Raw genomic sequence first — 16,700 nt, forward strand, 5'->3', positions numbered from 1 at the left:
CGGTGATCGACCCCGCACCCCTTCCGTTGATCGAGCCTGTCGAGATCCCGTAAGCCACCCTCAACACCAACGCACGAGGTCTCGACAAGCTCGACCCACGGTTCGGCGGTCTACCCCGCGCACTTCCGTTGATCGAGTCCGCCCCGTTGATCGAGCTCGTCGAGATCCCGTGAGCCACCCTCGAGACCCTTGACCGTGGTCTCGACCGGTTCAAGTTCTCGATCCCTCCACAGACACACCTACGAGAACTTATACACAGATACTGAGAAAAGCTCGTAATCATGTTCGTTCTTTGGGAGAATAGAGCTATGTCAATCACCTCCCCACCCCCCGTCTCCGCCCCGGAGCCGACACCCGCCCCGGGTGCGTCGGCACCGACCGCGGCCATGGTGCTGGCGGTTCTCGAACAGACGCAGGCACTGTGGGCCGGGCTCGGAACCGTCAGCCCCGACCGGTTCACCGACGACGACCTCCTCGGTGTGCTCGGCGCGTTCGAAGGCGTGGGCCGGCTGGTTGATGCCGGCCGGGTGGCTGTGGCGGCGACGGTCGAGGAACGCTCCGGCCGGTGGCTGGGTCGGGACTCCCTCGCCGCGAAGCGGGGCTGCACGAGTGGCATCGACCTGATCACCCGGGTCACCCGCATTTCCGGCCGGGAAGCGAAACGGCGTAGCGCCCTCGGCCTGCGGATGCGCGACACGCAACACGTCGGCACGATCATCCCCGCACTGTTCCCCACGGTCGGTGCCGCGGTCGCTTCGGGCTTGCTGGGGGTGGATGCGGCGGAGGTGATCATGTCCGGTCTGGCCGAGATCTCCCCGCGCGTTGCCCCCGATGATCTTGCGGCTGCGGAACGCGCTCTGGTGGGTGCGGCGACGGGCACGATCACGGCCGAGAATGAGGGTGAGCCGGGCGCGGGCTTTGCGTTCTCGGCGGACTCGATGCGGGTGCAGATGTTGCAGTGGCAGGCGGCGCTGGACCCCGACGGGGTGGCACCGAACGAGGTCGAGGGTGAGGCGACGAGCACGATCAGTTTCGGCCGCTTCAAAGACGGTGTCTACCCGGTGCGGGGCGGGGTGACTCCTGATCTGTACGGAATCATGAACCTCACCTTCGACGCCTTCATTGCCGCCCGCAAAACCCCCGCATTCCCGACCGCCGCCGAACAAGCCCGCGACCAGGCCCGCGACGACCGCGCCGAGCTAGACGGACAAGACCTGAACGACGACCACAACCTGAGCGACGAGCACGGCCGCGACTGGCACGACGAGCACGACGAGCGCGAGCGCGACCACGACCACGACCGTGACCACGACGACCACGACCATAACCATGACCATGACGACCACGGCCAGGGTGCAGCCTCAGCTGAGGTGCCTCTTCCCGGGTCGGCCGGGCATGAGTTCGATGACGTCGACACCCGTACCGCTGGTGAGAAGCGGGCCGATATTTTGCGCGGCATGTTCACCCAGTTCGCCCAGGCCGACAGCACTCCCAGCATTGGTGGTGCACCGCCGACGGTGGTGGTGCATGTGAACGTGAATGATATTGAAGCCGGTCGCGGTGTCGGCTGGATCGACGGCGTCGACGCCCCCATCTCACTTCGCACGGTGGATCAGATGATGTGTGCCGGAGGCACCCAAACGGTTCTGTTCGGTCCGAACGGTGAGGTTCTGACGCTGACCGATCCGCAACGACTGTTCAACCGTGCCCAACGCCGGGCGATCCTCGCCCGCGACGGCGGCTGCGGCGTTCCGGGCTGTGATGCTCCCGCACAGTGGCTCGAGTTTCATCACGTGATCCCCTGGAGCAAAGGCGGCACCACCGAAGTCGACAATGGTGTGGCGTTGTGTTGGCGACATCATCACACCATCGAAACCTCCGGCTGGGAGATCCTCATGGTCAACGGCCGGCCCCAAGTGAAAGCCCCGGCCTGGATCGACCCGACCCGCACCTGGCACGACGCCAACCGCCACCGCACCGACACCCACCGCCGCGACTGAACCGCCACGATTGAGCCGCCGCGACTGAGCCCACACGGAGCGACTGAGCCCACACGTAGCGACTGAGCCCTCGTATCGACTGGACCCGGCTCGACGCACCTACTTGCGATTCACATCGAAAAGAAGTGGCCGAATCCTGCGTGGCGAAGAGGCTCCTCGTCGCTCACCGTGTGTTAGTCTTGACGCTGCCTACTACTGGTTTTGGCGTGCGGCTGCGACCACAATCAGAAAGTTGGGATTCGCTCTGTAGCCGAGCGGCCCGCGGCAACACCCCTCTGACTTTCCCCGGGCATCCGTCTGCGTGCAGATTCGGCCTGGGATTCCCTGTTTGAGAACCATTGAAAGGAAACCGTGTCTACTAAGTCACGTACCCGTAGCAAGACCCGCCTGTCGCGCGCACTGGGCATTGCCCTCACGCCGAAGGCAGCCAAGTACCTCGAGAAGCGTCCCTACGCTCCGGGCGAGCACGGCCGCACCAAGCGTAAGGCTGACTCGGACTACGCCGTTCGTCTGCGCGAGAAGCAGCGTCTGCGCGCCCAGTACGGCATCCGCGAAGCTCAGCTGAAGATCGCCTTCCAGGAGGCTCGTCGCGCCAAGGGCCTGACCGGTGAGAACCTGGTTGAGATCCTCGAGACCCGTCTCGATGCCCTGCTCGTTCGTGCCGCTCTCGCGCGCACCACCGCTCAGGCTCGCCAGATGATCGTGCACCGTCACATCCTGGTTGACGGCCAGCTGGTTGACCGTCCCTCGTTCCGCGTGAAGGTGGGCCAGATGGTTCACGTCAAGCCCAAGAGCGAAGGCATGGACATCTTCCAGGTTGCAGCAGCCGGCGGCCACGTCGACGTTCTGCCGAAGCTCCCGGCCTACCTTGAGGTCGAGCTCGACAAGCTTCAGGCTCGCCTCGTGCGCGCCCCGAAGCGTGCAGAGGTCCCCGTGACCTGTGAAGTCCAGCTCGTCGTCGAGTACTACGCAGCTCGCTAAGTTGAGCTGAACTAGCTGAACTGAACTACGCTTGAGGGCGGATCATCCATCGGATGGTCCGCCCTTTTCGTATCCGGCGATTGTTCGCCGGCATATGCCGTTGGTGGAATGGAAGGCATTTTCTATGTCGGGTGGAGACATTGCAGGGCTGGTTGCCGCCGGCGTGTTCGCTGTACTGGTAGGCCTCATCGCCATTCCTTTGATCAAGTTGGGACGCGTTTTTGACGAGACCACCCACGCCATTCGCGAGGCGAGCGACAACATCACGCCGCTGCTGCACGAAACCACGACGACCATGCAAGAAGCCAATAAACAACTGGCCAGGATCGACACCATCACGGGCAATGTTGCGGATGTGACGGGCAACGTGTCGGCGCTCGTCGCCCTCTGTGCAGCGACGGTCGGCGGCCCATTGATCAAGCTCGCCGGCTTCTCTGCGGCCGTGCGTGCGGCATTCAAGGGGAGTCGCCAGCTAGGGTCCAGGCACCGCAGGGGCTGAAGCACTACTCTTAACAGACGAGCGCCCGCGCGACGAGCAGCGTTCACCAGACATCAGGGAGCATTGTCATGAAGAACTTCATCTGGTTGGTTGTCGGCGTAGCCGCTGGGTTCGTCGTCGCGCACGAGGTCAATAAGACCCAGCAAGGCAAGCAGTTCTTCAGCGATCTCGACACCAAGGCCCGCGAGTTCGGTGAGGCCATGTCCGACGGTTACCGTCAGCGTGAGGCTGAGCTGCGGGCAGCGCTCGGCGGCGACGAGGTTGAGGCCGACGCAGCCGTCGACCCCGTCGCCTCCGCCGGCAACTAATACCTTTTCACCACTCATTCCCCTCTGAATTACGGAACACATGCAGACTGCTGACATTCGCGGGCGTTGGCTCGACTTTTTCGCCGATCGTGGACACACCGTCGTCCCGTCCGCCTCTTTGGTGAGCGACGACCCCACTCTCCTCTTCACGGTGGCCGGAATGGTCCCGTTCGTGCCGTATCTCACCGGACTGGTGCCCGCGCCTTTCCCGCGCGCCACAAGCGTGCAGAAGTGCATCCGCACAAACGACATCGAAGAGGTCGGCAAGACCCCGCGCCACGGAACCTTCTTTCAGATGAACGGCAATTTCTCGTTCGGTGACTATTTCAAGGAACAGGCGATCAACTACGCCTGGGAACTGCTGACCACGCCCGAAAACGCCGGCGGTTACGGCTTCGCCGAGAAGGATCTGTGGGTCACCGTCTACAAAGACGACGACGAGGCCATTCGTTACTGGCGTGCCCTGGGGCTGCCGGAAGAGCGCATCCAGCGTCTCGACATGGACACCAACTACTGGTCAACCGGACAGCCCGGTCCGGCCGGACCCTGCTCGGAGATCTTCTTCGATCGCGGCCCCGCCTACGGCATCGATGGTGGCCCGGCGACTGACGACGACCGCTACGTGGAAATCTGGAACCTCGTCTTCATGCAGTACCTGCGTGGCGAGGGAACCGGCAAGAATGATTTCGAGATTCTCGGCGAACTTCCGAAGAAGAATATCGACACCGGCATGGGTCTCGAGCGCGTCGCATTCCTGAAGCAGGGCGTGCAGAACATGTACGAAATCGACCAGGTTCGCCCGGTTCTTGACCGTGCGGCTGAGCTATCCGGGCGCCGCTATGGTGCCGACCACGACGACGACGTGCGCATGCGTATCGTCGCGGACCACGTGCGGTCCTCCCTCATGCTGATGAGTGACGGCGTCACGCCGTCAAACGAAGGCCGTGGCTACATTCTGCGTCGTCTGATGCGACGCAGCGTGCGTGCCATGCGCCTGTTGGGCGTCGACACGGCAACCTTCCCTGAGCTGTTCGCTGCCTCGCGTGACGCCATGAGCACCGCCTACCCTGAGGTCAAGGCAGACTACGACCGCATTAGTCAGGGCGCATTCGCCGAGGAAGAGACCTTCCTGCGCACGCTCGCCAGTGGCAGCAGCGTGCTCGATCTGGCCGTCGCGAAGACCAAGGCTCAGAGCAAAGCCGAGCTGCCCGGCGACACGGCATTCCTGTTGCACGATACGTACGGCTTCCCGATTGAGATCACGCTCGAAATGGCCGAAGAGGCCGGGCTGACGGTCAACCGCGACGCATTCGACACGTTGATGTCGAAGCAGCGCGCCATGGCCAAAGCCGACGCCAAGGCAAAAAAGACCAGCATCGCTGACCTCTCCGTCTACAGCGCATTCCGCGCACACGGCGAGACGGTCTTCACCGGCTACGACACAATGCAGACCCAGTCCAGTGTGCTCGGCCTGATCGTTGACGGTGTGTCGGTATCGAAGGCTGTCGCTGGCCAAACGGCCGAGGTGATTCTGAACGAAACCGCGCTGTACGCGGAATCGGGCGGTCAAGCTGCCGACGTCGGTCTCATCGTCGGAACGGGCTTCGAGCTCGAGGTTCGCGACGTGCAGAAGCCCGTCAAGGGCCTGATCAGCCACACCGTCACGGTACGCACCGGTGAAGTCGGCGTGGGGGATACCGCCACGAGCATCGTCGACGCCGATTGGCGTCGCGGCGCCCGACAGGCCCACTCGGGTACCCACATTCTGCACGCGGCTCTGCGCCAGGTGCTTGGCCCGAACGCCCATCAGTCCGGCTCGTACAACAAGGCCGGCTTCTTCCGCCTCGACTTCTCGTGGAATCAGGCACTCTCGCCCGCGACCCGGAGCGAGATCGAAGAGATTTCGAACAACGCCATCCGCGACAACCTCGAGGTCGTCACCCGCGAGCTGCCGCTCGATGAGGCGAAGGCTCTCGGCGCAATGGCGCTCTTCGGCGAAAAGTACGGTGATCGCGTGCGCGTCGTCGACATCGGCGGACCCTGGTCGCGTGAACTCTGCGCTGGAACCCACGTGTCGTCCAGCGCCGAGATCGGCATGATCAACCTGGTCAGTGAGGTGTCGGTCGGTTCCACCAACCGTCGCGTCGAATCCCTGGTCGGCCTCGAGGCTTTCCGCGACCTAGCCGCCGAGCGCGCCCTGGTCTCGCAGCTCACTCAGAATCTCAAGACTCCGCGCGAGCAGCTTCCCGAGCGCATCAACGACTTGGTGCAGAACCTCAAGGCTGCCGAGAAAAAGATCGCCGCATTTGAGGCCCGTTCACTGACCGAGCGGGTGCCGGCGCTCTTATCGGGTGCCGCGCGCGTCGGTTCGGTGACGTTGGTCGCTGAGAACGTGGGAACGCTGAACTCTGCCGATGACGTCCGCATGCTTGTGACCACGACGCGGGAGCGTCTGGGCAGTGAGCCTGCTGTTGTCGCTCTGGCGGCATCCGTCGGCGACAAGGCAGTTGTGATCGTTGCGACGAACCAAGCCGCCCGTGACGTCGGGCACAAGGCCGGCGCGCTGGCCAAGGCCGTCGCCGGAATTCTCGGCGGTGGCGGGGGCGGCAAGGACGACCTGGCTCAGGGGGGCGGGCCGTCACTCGACGCGCTTCCGGCCGCGCTCGATGCCGTGCGCGACGCCGTGAGCCGCTAGGGCATGCGTCACGGCGTACGGCTGGGCGTAGACGTCGGCAAGGCTCGCATCGGGGTGTCGCGCAGCGATGCCCACGGGCTTCTGGCGACACCGGTCGAAACCGTGAGTCGCGCGGCGGACGGTGTGACAGACATCGTCCGCATTGGCGCGATCGCAACTGAACTCGACGCCGTCGAAATCGTGGTCGGACTGCCGTTGGCGCTGTCGGGAAACGCGACCGCGTCAACGCAGGACGCCCTCGACTTCGCCGCGGCGCTGGCGGATGCGCTGGGGCTTGCGGTTCGTATGGTCGACGAGCGCCTCTCGACGGTCTCAGCGCAGTCCGCATTGCGGGCGTCTGGCCGTTCGGCGAAGACGCAACGTCCCGTGGTTGATCAGGTAGCCGCGACGATAATTTTGCAACACGCGCTTGACACCGAGCGTGCCTCCGGGAAGCCGCCCGGCTCACCCGTTGACCCGACCGAAAGGCCGTGAGCGTGTCGTCGACTTTCCCCGAAGATCAGCCGCAGGATCCGAACGCAACGGGGTCCGGTGCTCCGGCTGACGTTCCCCCAGCATCGGCTGCCGGAACGTCGGCGTCCGGATCGTCGGCGCCCGAGCCGTCGGCCGAGCCGTCAGCGCTCAGCTGGGATGAGTTTCTCGGTGGAATCTCCGCGCACGGCCACGCGACCGCCGAGCTCCACCCCCCGGCCGACGCCGTTCCATCGGCCGGTCCACATCAGCATGAACGTGGCCACGGCACCCATCTCGGCGGGGAGGGTACAACGCCCACTCGGCGTGATGCGCGGCACGCCGGCGCCTCCGCCGATCGATCACGCCGACGCTCCCAACTTGCCGACACCCCGCCCCGTGAGAAGAAGCGCCGCCCGGGAGCCTGGGGTTGCCTGATCGTGCTCGTGGTCGTGGCCGCCCTCGTCGGTGGCGTCGTCGTGGCGTTTCAAGGCCCAGTCATCTCTTTGATCAATGCCGTGGTCGCCAAGACCCAGGGTCCGGCGGACTTTGAAGGATCCGGTACGGGAACCGTCAACATCATGATTCACGATGGCGACAACGGCTCGGACATCGCGAACACGCTCGCCAAGCAGGGGGTCGTCGCCAGTTACGGCGCGTTCTACGATCTGTTGCTCACAACGTCACCGGCGCCCATTTTTCAGCCGGGTGTTTACAAGCTGGCCGCCAAGATGAGTGCGGCATCCGCTCTGAAAGCCCTACAGAATCCTGCGAACAAGCTCGAACGCACTGTGGTGATTCCCGAGGGAACGGTAGCTGTCGACATTTATCAGCTCATCACCGAAGGAACCGGGATTCCACTGGCCGACGTGCAGGCCGCGGCCGCCGACGTTTCGTCGTATGGGTTGCCGCCCGAGGCAAAGACTCTCGAAGGGTTCCTGTTTCCGGCGACGTACACTTTCTCGCCCGGCGTCACAGCTCACGACGCGCTCAAGACCCTCGTTGACCGTCAGTTCGAAGCACTCGATAGTGCCGGGGTCGCGGTGGACGCACGATGGAAGACCATTGTGCTCGCGTCGCTGATTCAGAAGGAAGCCGGGCTACGCAACGACTATTACAAGGTATCGCGCGTGTTCCTGAACCGACTCGACCCGGCACAGTGGCCGAGCAGGCTGCTGCAGTCCGACGCGACGGTGGCCTACGGCACCGGCCAAACGCATCGCGTCACGACGACCGATGCCGAGCGTGAAGATGCCAGCAACCCGTATAACACCTATGTTCACCCGGGGCTGCCGGTTGGACCAATTTCGAACCCCGGTGACCTGGCCATCGATGCTGCGGTGCACCCGGCCGACGGCACCTGGCTCTACTTCGTCACCTGGAACCTTGACACGGGCGAGACGATCTTCTCGACAACCTGGGCAGAACATGAAGCTGCGGTCGCAAAGTGGCTAGCCTGGATGGATGAACACCCCGAATACGGTTAGCCCCTCGCCCGTCTCCCCGGCCGACGCGACGCCTCACCGGCTGGCCGTGGTGGGCTCGCCGATCTCACATTCGAAGTCGCCGGCTCTGCACAACGCCGCTTACCGGGCGCTCGGCCTGAACTGGCAGTATGAGGCGGTTGAGCTGGCCTCGGGCGAGCTCGCATCATTCATTGCGGGGCTGGGCACCGAGTGGCGTGGGCTGTCGCTGACCATGCCGTTCAAGCACGAGGTGCTGCCGCTCATCGCGGATCTGTCCGAACTCGCCGTGCTCACCGGAGCCGTCAATACCGTGCTCCTGGGCACGAGATCGTCCGGTCCGACTGGCTTCAACACGGATGTCCCCGGTCTCGTTCACGCACTGGCCGAGGGGGGTATCACCGCAGCGAGCAACGTCGTGGTTCTGGGGGCCGGGGCGACCGCTGCCTCTGCTCTGGCCGCTGCCGCGGAACTCGGTGCCGAATCAGTCGAGGTGCTCGTACGCAACCGGCAGAAGGCTGCACCTCTCGTTGAGGTGGCACGCCGTGTGGGTCTCACCATCACGGTGACGGAGTTCGCGGAGGCCGCGTCCGCCGACTGCTACTACGCGCCGATACATCCGACCGAGCTTGTGATCAGCACCCTGCCCGGTGGAACCGAGTTGACGACCGGGTTCACGCGGGAGTTCCGGCACAGTGCGGCGCTCTTCGATGTGGCGTACTCGCCCTGGCCGAGCGCCCTCGCACAGGCGTGGGTCGCGGCCGGAGGCACGGCGCTCTCGGGTGAGGCAATGCTGCTGCATCAGGCGTTGATTCAAGTGCGCATTTTCGTCTCGGGTGATGCGTTTGAGGCGCTGCCGGACGAGTCGGCCGTGTTGGCCGCGATGCGGGCCGTGCTCACGAGCTGATCACTGCGGTGAAAGCACGGGCTCGGCCTATGGAAAGATAGGAGCCATGCTTCGTTGGCTCACTGCCGGAGAATCCCACGGTCCCGAACTCATCGCCATTGTCGAGGGTTTGCCCGCCGGAGTTCCGGTCACACTGGAATCGATCCGCCTCGACCTTGCGCGCCGCAAACTCGGCTATGGCCGAGGTGCGCGCATGAAGTTCGAGGAGGATGTGCTCGACATCTCGGGTGGCGTGCGCCACGGGGTCACACTCGGAGGCCCGGTCGCAGTGCGTATCGGCAACAGCGAATGGCCCAAGTGGGTCGAGGTGATGAGTGCGGAACCGGTTGACCCGGCCAAGCTCGCGCGTGGTCGCGGCGCTGCTCTGACCCGCCCCCGACCCGGCCACGCCGACTTGGTCGGCATGCAGAAGTACGGTTTTGATGAGGCCCGCCCGGTGCTCGAACGGGCCAGCGCACGAGAGACCGCAGCGCGAGTCGCGCTTGGTGCGGTTGCGCGCGGCTTTCTCGCCGAGCTTGGGATCACCCTGGTCAGCCACACGCTCTCGATCGGCCCGGTTCGGGTGCCAGAGAACGCACCGCTGCCGGTTTCGAGCGATGTCGACACCCTCGACGCCGATCCGCTGCGCTGCTTCGACCCCGAAACATCGGCGTTGATGGTGGCCGAAGTGGATGCCGCGCACAAAGACGGTGACACGCTCGGCGGCATCGTCGAGGTGCTGGCCTACAATCTTCCTCCCGGGCTCGGTTCATTCGTGCACTGGGACCGCCGCCTCGACTCGCAGCTGGCGGCTGCGCTGATGGGCATTCAGGCGATCAAGGGCGTCGAGGTCGGCGATGGCTTCCTCACCACCACCCGCCGCGGTTCGGCCGCTCACGATGAACTCGTCTTTGATGACGGCGCCATCCAGCGCACCAGTGACCGGGCCGGCGGTACAGAGGGCGGCATGAGCACGGGCACGGTGCTGCGGGTTCGAGCCGGGATGAAGCCGATCGCGACCATCCCACACGCTCTGCGCACAGTCGATGTTGCGACGGGGGAGGCGGCATCCGCTCACCACCAACGATCTGACGTCTGTGCGGTTCCCGCAGCGGGTGTCGTAGCCGAGGCGATGGTGGCGCTCGTGCTCGCGAACTCCGTGCTCGAGAAGTTCGGCGGCGACTCGGTTGCTGAGACCCGTCGCAACCTGGAGTCGTACCTGGCGAACATTCCCCAGAACCTCACGACGGGTGCGTCGAGCGACGCAACGCTCTAGCGATGGCTCACCCGTCGCGCCCGCTCTTTCCGCTGGTCTTCATCGGGCCCATGGCGTCCGGAAAGACACGGATTGGAAAGCGGGTCGCCGCGGCGCTGAAAGTGCCGTTCGTCGACACCGACAAGCGTGTGGTGGCCGAGAACGGGCCGATCGCGGCGATTTTTGAGGAGTCGGGCGAAGCAGCTTTTCGGAGGCTGGAGCGCAGCGCGGTGGTTGACGCGCTGACCGGTGCCACCGTCGAAACGCGCGAATCGGTCGTCTCCCTCGGTGGCGGAGCCGTGCTCGACCCGGCTACCCAGGCGGACCTGCTGGGCTGCACCGTCATTTTTCTGAGCGCGACGGCCGACGCGGTCGCGAACAGGATTCGGGGCGGGAAACGCCCGCTGTTGACGAACGGTACCGCCGATTGGCAACGAATTTTTGATGAACGGCGCCCCATCTACGAGGCGTTGGCAAGCATCCACATCGACACATCGAATCGCGCGGTCGAACAGATCGTCGACGAGATCGTGGAGTGGGTAAGAGAGAGATCATGACTGAGATGACTGTTCCTGACGGCACCACGACAATCACCGTGAGCGGTGTCGACAGCTACCCGGTATTCGTGGGCCGTGGCCTGGTCGGCCAGGTGGCGGAGCAGCTTGGCACCACCGTGCGCAAGGTACTGATCGTGCACACCTCGACTGTGGGCGCGCGGGCCGTTGCCCTGCGGGAGAGTTTGCTCGAGAACTACGAGGTGCTCATCGCAGAGATTCCCGATGGCGAAGCGGCGAAGCGGGTCGAGGTGGCCGCGTTCTGCTGGGGCGTGATGGGCCAGGCCGACTTCAGCCGCACGGATGCCGTGATCGGCTTCGGCGGTGGCGCCGTGACAGACCTGGCCGGCTTCGTCGCCGCAACCTGGCTGCGGGGCGTGAAGCTCGTGCAGATTCCAACGAGCGTTCTTGGCATGGTCGACGCCGCCGTCGGTGGCAAGAACGGTGTCAACACGGCCGAGGGCAAGAACCTCGTCGGCACCTTCTACGCGCCGAGCGCCGTGCTGTGTGACCTCGACACTCTCGACGATCTGCCGCGCAATGAGATTCTCGCCGGCTTCGCAGAGATTGTGAAGGCCGGCTTCATCCAGGTACCCGAGATTCTCGACATCATCGAAGCGGATGTCGCCGTCGCCACCGACCCGAAGACGGCCGAGTTTCGCCGTCTGGTCGAACTGTCGATCGCAATGAAGGCGCGCGTCGTGGGCGAGGACTTCAAGGAAGCAAACCTGCGTGAAATTCTGAACTACGGCCACACATTGGGTCACGCGGTGGAGCACGCCGAGCGCTACGGCTGGCGCCACGGCGCGGCCGTCGCTGTCGGCATGATGTTCGCTGCCGAGTTGGCGCACCTCACCGGGCGTCTGCCGGAATCGGTTGTCGACCGGCACCGCAGCATCCTTGAATCGCTCACGCTGCCAACGACCTACCCCGTAGGACGGTGGAAGACGCTGCTGGCCACGATGCAGCGCGACAAGAAGACCCGCAGTGGCATGCTTCGTTTCATCGTGCTCGACGACGTCGGCAAGCCGACGGTGCTCGAAGGGCCCGACGCGTCGTTGCTGTTCATGGCCTACCAGGCGATCGGTTCCTAGCGGCACCGCCCCAGCGCGCTACGCCGCTGGCTGCGCATTCCTCTTCGGAAGCACCCAACCGGCACGCGCGAAGTGGCAGGTGTAACCGCCCGGGTGCTTGATCAGGTAGTCCTGGTGCTCCAGTTCGGCCTCCCAGAACGCTCCGGCCGGCACCACTTCGGTCACGACAGCGCCGGGCCAGAGACCGGAAGCATCGACGTCGGCGATGGTGTCGTGAGCGACCGTAACTTGCTCGGGGCTCGTCGTGAAGATGGCCGAGCGGTAGCTCGAGCCGAGGTCGTTGCCCTGGCGGTCGCGCGTGGTGGGGTCGTGCACCTGGAAGAAGAACTCGAGTAGGTTTCGATAGCTGGTCTGCGTCGGGTCGAAGACGATTTCAATCGCCTCCGCATGGCCGGCGTGGTGACGGTATGTGGCGTTCGCCACCTCACCGCCGGTGTAACCGACACGCGTCGACACGACGCCGGGGCGCGTGCGAATCAGATCCTGCATGCCCCAGAAGCATCCGCCGGCAAGAATAGCGGTTTCGGTTGCGGTGGTCATGGATGGTTCTCCTTCTGTTGACGGGGTGGGGGAGCCGGGTGCGGCGTGAGTGGGAGTGCCAGCGGCGTCGGTCGCGGGGAACAATGACCGGTAGCGACCGTAACCTTCTCCGTCGAGTTCGTCGACGGGCACGAAGCGCAGGGCCGCCGAGTTCATGCAGTATCTCAGCCCACCGGCCTGGGCCGGGCCGTCGTTGAAAACATGGCCGAGGTGGCTGTCCGCGCCGGAGGAGCGCACCTCTGTGCGTTTTCCGAAGAGTCCGCGATCCGTCTTCTCGGCGACGGCCTCCGGCTCAATGGGTCGGCTGAAGCTGGGCCAACCGGAGCGACTGTCGAACTTGTCGGTCGAGGCGAACAAGGGCTGTCCCGAGACAACGTCAACGTAGATTCCTGGGTCATGATTGTTCCAGTATTCGTTCCGAAATGCGGGCTCGGTGCCCTCTTTCTGGGTGACCCGGTATTGATCGTGGGTGAGGCGGGCGACCGCCTCCGGTGTCTTGCGGTATTCGTCTGACACGCTATTCCTCCTTCAGGGCAAAGCGGGCTAAGCCGCCCGGTGACACCTGTTATTCGGTGCCGGTGGAGATAACGGATGGGTGAGGTCTACTGTTCCCGGCAACCTGGGAGCCGGCTTGAGAAGTATCGGGTGCGCTCAGCATCCCGGCGGCGGCATCCGTGAGAAACCGTCCGGTTGCCGACCAGTCGGCGTGCTCGGGATGGATGCTGATGCTCTCCTCGTAGGCGGCACAGGCTTCGGTGATCAGATGGGCCATCAGGGTGAAGCGTCCGTTGATGATGTCGTCGGGAATGTGGGCCATTCGCGAGTGCAGGATGCGGGTCACGCGACGCAGGCTCGGGCCGAGCAGCGGATCATCATCGAAGAGACTGCCGATGGCGGGATCGGCCAATGCCTGCCGAATGAACCGTGCGCGCCAACTCGGCTGAGGCAGTGCCCCGAGAGAGTCGGTCATCGGTACGACCGTGGCGCGAACATAGTCGATGACATCACCGGTGTCGCCGAGGGCGTCGATGATTGCGGCTCGCGCGGGTTCGAGATCGGACACCTGGCGCTCAACCATTTTTTGGAGCAAGCCTTCCCGGCTGCCGAAATGGTAGGCGACGGCGGAATGATTGGTGTTTCCGGCCTCTTCGGCGATTCGTCGACTGGACACCTGCGCGATTCCATGCTGGCCGATGAGGCGTTCGGCCGCATTCATCAGGGCCTCGCGGGCCGGGGCGCTGGGTCTTGCCACGTTGTCTTCCGATCGTTGTCAGGACGGATGTGCCCGGTTCGCGCGTTTCGCAGCCGGCGCGGGTCATGACATCCAGTCTACGGCCCCATTTGCTTTTATAAGTCACGTGGCGTATATTGGTTTTTCCGGGACGCCACAGCTGCCGCCTTCGCGAAACGCACGGCACGATGACGAGCCCGCGTTTGTGAGTGGTCGCCACTTCCGCCGCACGGGCAGCTGTTCCTGCAGCTGTCACTGGGCAGGTTCTGCAGCCCTGGCTCCGTCCCCGCGTGCATCCCATCCGGGCGCGCTCGATTTCAGCTGCCGCCCTTCAGCGGCGAGGAAGAAAGATGTCACTAACCTCCCCACCCGTCGTCACCGACACCCCGCCGGAATCCGGCCCCATTGCATCCACGAACGACCGCAAGAAGTCGATCGCTGCGGTGATCGGGTCGCTCGTTTTCGCATTCCTCATGGTCATCATGATGACGAGTACCTACCTCGGCACCATGCATGCTCCCTCTCCCCACGACATGCCGGTTGCCGTCATCGGCAGCGGTTCGGCGGCTGAAGGCGCTGTCTATTCGCTGGAGAAGGCGGAGAACTCGCCCGCATCGATCCAGATCGTCGATTCCGTCGCCCAGGCCGAGAAGCTGCTGCAGGACCGCGAGATCTCCGGGGCGATTGCCCTGCCGGCCGATGGTTCGGCTGACCGCGTCGCAACGATCTACACGGCGTCGGCGGCTGGAGCTTCGCAGGCATCCGTGGTCACGCAGATCCTTTCTCCGCTCGCGGTTGACGCCGGGTTGACCGTCGAGAACACCGATGTTGCGCCCTTGCCGGTGAACGATAGCGCCGGAATTGCCGCCATGTTCATGGCCATGGCTCTCATGCTGGCCGGCTACATGCCGATCGGACTGATGCTCACGGGCGCTCCTGAACTCCTCCGGTTGCGCCGGTTCGTGCCCGTCTGGGCGGGCTGGTCGGCACTGATGAGCGCAATCGTCTGGTTCATCGCCGGCCCGGTGATCGGTTCCTTCAGCGGCCACACCGCAGCAATTCTCGGGATCGGTTGGTTGACGGTTTTCAGTATCGGGCTCGTGCAGCTGTTCCTCTCGCGCATCCTCGGCGCCGCCGCCGTGCTGGTCGGGATGCTGCTGGTTGTCGTGCTCGGAATGCCGGCCTCCAACCTCGCGATGTCTGTGCACACCATGCCGGGCTTCTTTGGCTTCCTCCATGGGGTTCTGCCGTTGGCCGGAGCCGGTGAGGCATTCCGCTCCGTGCTCTATTTCGGTGGCACCGGAGTCGCCGGCTATCTGTGGCGATTCGTGTTTGCCGCGGTGCTCGCGGTGCTGGTGACGGCGGGCATCGACCTCGGCCGCCGTAAGAAGAAGGCGAAGGCGCTGGCCGCCTCGGCGACAATTCTTGAACCAGCTTCGGCGACGGTGTCTGACACAGCTCCGGCGACAGTTCTTGAATCAGCTCCGGCCGCGCCTGTGGTCGACCCGACGCCGACATCCGTTAATCCCCGCAGCGAGCGCAAACCCGCAATGCCTGGTGGAAAGCCGCGCTCGACGCCGGTACGCTACCTCATTCTGGCGATCTTCCCGTTTGCCATGGTCGCTCTGATGCTCGGCATCATGCTCTCCGCAATGCACAGCCCCAGTCCCGCGAATATGCCGATCGCGGTGGTGTCCGCCACTAGTGCGCAGGCCGAGCAACTGGCCGAGGGCTTGGCGCAGAACACCGACGGTATGTTCACGATCAGCACCCTGACGAATGTCGACACAGCGAGCGAGATGGTTTTCAGTGGTGAGCTGGTCGGCGCCTTCGTTCTGCCGGATGCCGAACACCCAACCGCGACACTGATTACGTCGGGTGCCGCCGGAACCGGGCAGCAGATGGTGGTTCAGCGCGTCGCCGAACAGGTCGCTGCTCAGATGGGCGTGGAAATCACGCCTGTCGATGTTGCTCCGCTGCCAGCCACCGACACCAACGGTGCGGTCAGCATGTACATCGCGATGGGCTGGGTGATGGCTGGCTTCCTGGGTGTGACAGTGCTCGTGGGCGGTGCGCCGTGGCAGCTGCGCGTGCGCAAGCAATTGCCGACGCTTGCCGTCTGGTCGATCTTTATGTCGCTGATCACCTGGGTCATCGCCGGCCCGCTGGTCGGGGCCTACCATGGGCCGGTGCTGCCGCTTCTGGGAATCGGCGCGCTGACGATCTTCTGCCTCGGACTCGTCACGGCGGCTGTGGCTCGTCTCATGGGAATCCTGTCGGTTGTTCCGATCGTCACGGTGTTCATGTTCATCGGGGTGCCTGCGTCGGGTGGTGGATTGTCGACCTACATGGAGCCGGGCCTTTTCCAGACCCTTCACGACGTCTTGCCGCTGCCGGCCGCATTGGGAGCGATACGTTCGATCGCGTTCTTCGGTGGCGCCGGGCTCGGCTCGTTCCTGCTGACCCTCTCGGTCTGGGGTATCTTCGGGCTGGTCGCCAACCTCATCATCAGTGCGTTTCACAACGCACGATCGGCTCGGAGGCTGCGAAACGGCAGCGGCGACATGTCCGAGACGGAATCCAAGACGGATTCCAGGGTTGAGGCTTCCGACGGCGTCGAGGGTCGGGTCGAAGAGGGCGATGGCGCTGAGGCCCGAGTCGAAGGCCCCGAGCAGACCGAACTGGCCGAACGGGTCTCCGTCGACTGAGTCGAGTGAGTGTGCAGGGCTGCGGCCGGTGCGACG

Annotated in this window: 14 protein-coding genes; 12 read left to right on the forward strand and 2 right to left on the reverse strand. The window is 64.4% G+C overall.

What is annotated here, in order from left to right; genetic code table 11:
* Window positions 1–308 precede the first annotated feature (308 nt).
* From HNR05_RS04160 to aroB, 11 genes are all read left to right on the forward strand, one after another.
* On the forward strand, window positions 309–2,000 hold the full coding sequence (locus HNR05_RS04160; RefSeq protein ID WP_179577871.1) for an HNH endonuclease: 1,692 nt from the start codon (window positions 309–311) through the stop codon (window positions 1,998–2,000).
* A gap of 351 nt (window positions 2,001–2,351) precedes the next feature.
* Window positions 2,352–2,981, forward strand: a complete 630-nt coding sequence (gene rpsD / locus HNR05_RS04165) for a 30S ribosomal protein S4 (RefSeq protein WP_179577872.1) — start codon at window positions 2,352–2,354, stop codon at window positions 2,979–2,981.
* Between the two features lie 124 nt (window positions 2,982–3,105).
* Window positions 3,106–3,480 carry a DUF948 domain-containing protein gene (locus HNR05_RS04170; RefSeq protein ID WP_179577873.1) on the forward strand — a complete coding sequence of 125 codons (375 nt, stop codon included), beginning with the start codon at window positions 3,106–3,108 and terminating at the stop codon, window positions 3,478–3,480.
* Window positions 3,481–3,548: 68 nt separating this feature from the next.
* Window positions 3,549–3,788, forward strand: coding sequence for a hypothetical protein (locus HNR05_RS04175; RefSeq protein WP_179577874.1), 240 nt, complete (start codon window positions 3,549–3,551; stop codon window positions 3,786–3,788).
* A 40-nt stretch (window positions 3,789–3,828) separates the two neighbouring features.
* Entirely contained in the window at window positions 3,829–6,483 is a 2,655-nt protein-coding gene (gene alaS / locus HNR05_RS04180) for an alanine--tRNA ligase (protein ID WP_179577875.1), read from the forward strand.
* A gap of 3 nt (window positions 6,484–6,486) precedes the next feature.
* Complete coding sequence (gene ruvX / locus HNR05_RS04185) at window positions 6,487–6,957, forward strand: Holliday junction resolvase RuvX (RefSeq protein WP_179577876.1); 471 nt, start codon at window positions 6,487–6,489, stop codon at window positions 6,955–6,957.
* Window positions 6,958–6,959: 2 nt separating this feature from the next.
* Window positions 6,960–8,420, forward strand: coding sequence for an endolytic transglycosylase MltG (mltG, locus tag HNR05_RS17890; RefSeq protein ID WP_343062456.1), 1,461 nt, complete (start codon window positions 6,960–6,962; stop codon window positions 8,418–8,420).
* Complete coding sequence (locus HNR05_RS04195) at window positions 8,398–9,303, forward strand: shikimate dehydrogenase (protein ID WP_179577877.1); 906 nt, start codon at window positions 8,398–8,400, stop codon at window positions 9,301–9,303. The genes mltG and HNR05_RS04195 overlap by 23 nt, the downstream gene beginning before the upstream one ends.
* A 46-nt stretch (window positions 9,304–9,349) precedes the next feature.
* Window positions 9,350–10,558 (forward strand): chorismate synthase, encoded by a 1,209-nt coding sequence (aroC, locus tag HNR05_RS04200; protein ID WP_179577878.1) that lies wholly within the window; start codon window positions 9,350–9,352, stop codon window positions 10,556–10,558.
* A 2-nt stretch (window positions 10,559–10,560) separates the two neighbouring features.
* Window positions 10,561–11,094, forward strand: coding sequence for a shikimate kinase (locus HNR05_RS04205; RefSeq protein WP_179577879.1), 534 nt, complete (start codon window positions 10,561–10,563; stop codon window positions 11,092–11,094).
* Window positions 11,091–12,185: a 3-dehydroquinate synthase gene (aroB, locus tag HNR05_RS04210; RefSeq protein ID WP_179577880.1), complete on the forward strand. Its 1,095-nt coding sequence runs from the start codon at window positions 11,091–11,093 to the stop codon at window positions 12,183–12,185. Before HNR05_RS04205 ends, aroB begins: the two co-directional genes overlap by 4 nt.
* Before the next feature lie 18 nt (window positions 12,186–12,203).
* Here aroB and HNR05_RS04215 read toward each other — a convergent pair whose 3' ends face one another.
* Together HNR05_RS04215 and HNR05_RS04220 are read right to left on the reverse strand one after the other, a co-directional pair.
* Entirely contained in the window at window positions 12,204–13,241 is a 1,038-nt protein-coding gene (locus HNR05_RS04215; RefSeq protein WP_179577881.1) for a bifunctional methionine sulfoxide reductase B/A protein, read from the reverse strand.
* Between the two features lie 49 nt (window positions 13,242–13,290).
* Window positions 13,291–13,977, reverse strand: coding sequence for a TetR family transcriptional regulator (locus tag HNR05_RS04220; RefSeq protein ID WP_179577882.1), 687 nt, complete (start codon window positions 13,975–13,977; stop codon window positions 13,291–13,293).
* Between the two features lie 329 nt (window positions 13,978–14,306).
* On the opposite strand from HNR05_RS04220, the gene HNR05_RS04225 reads away from it, so the two are divergent.
* Window positions 14,307–16,664: an ABC transporter permease gene (locus tag HNR05_RS04225; protein ID WP_179577883.1), complete on the forward strand. Its 2,358-nt coding sequence runs from the start codon at window positions 14,307–14,309 to the stop codon at window positions 16,662–16,664.
* Window positions 16,665–16,700 lie beyond the last annotated feature (36 nt).

It is taken from the genome of Leifsonia psychrotolerans (assembly GCF_013410665.1).
Classification (GTDB): domain Bacteria; phylum Actinomycetota; class Actinomycetes; order Actinomycetales; family Microbacteriaceae; genus Cryobacterium; species Cryobacterium psychrotolerans_A.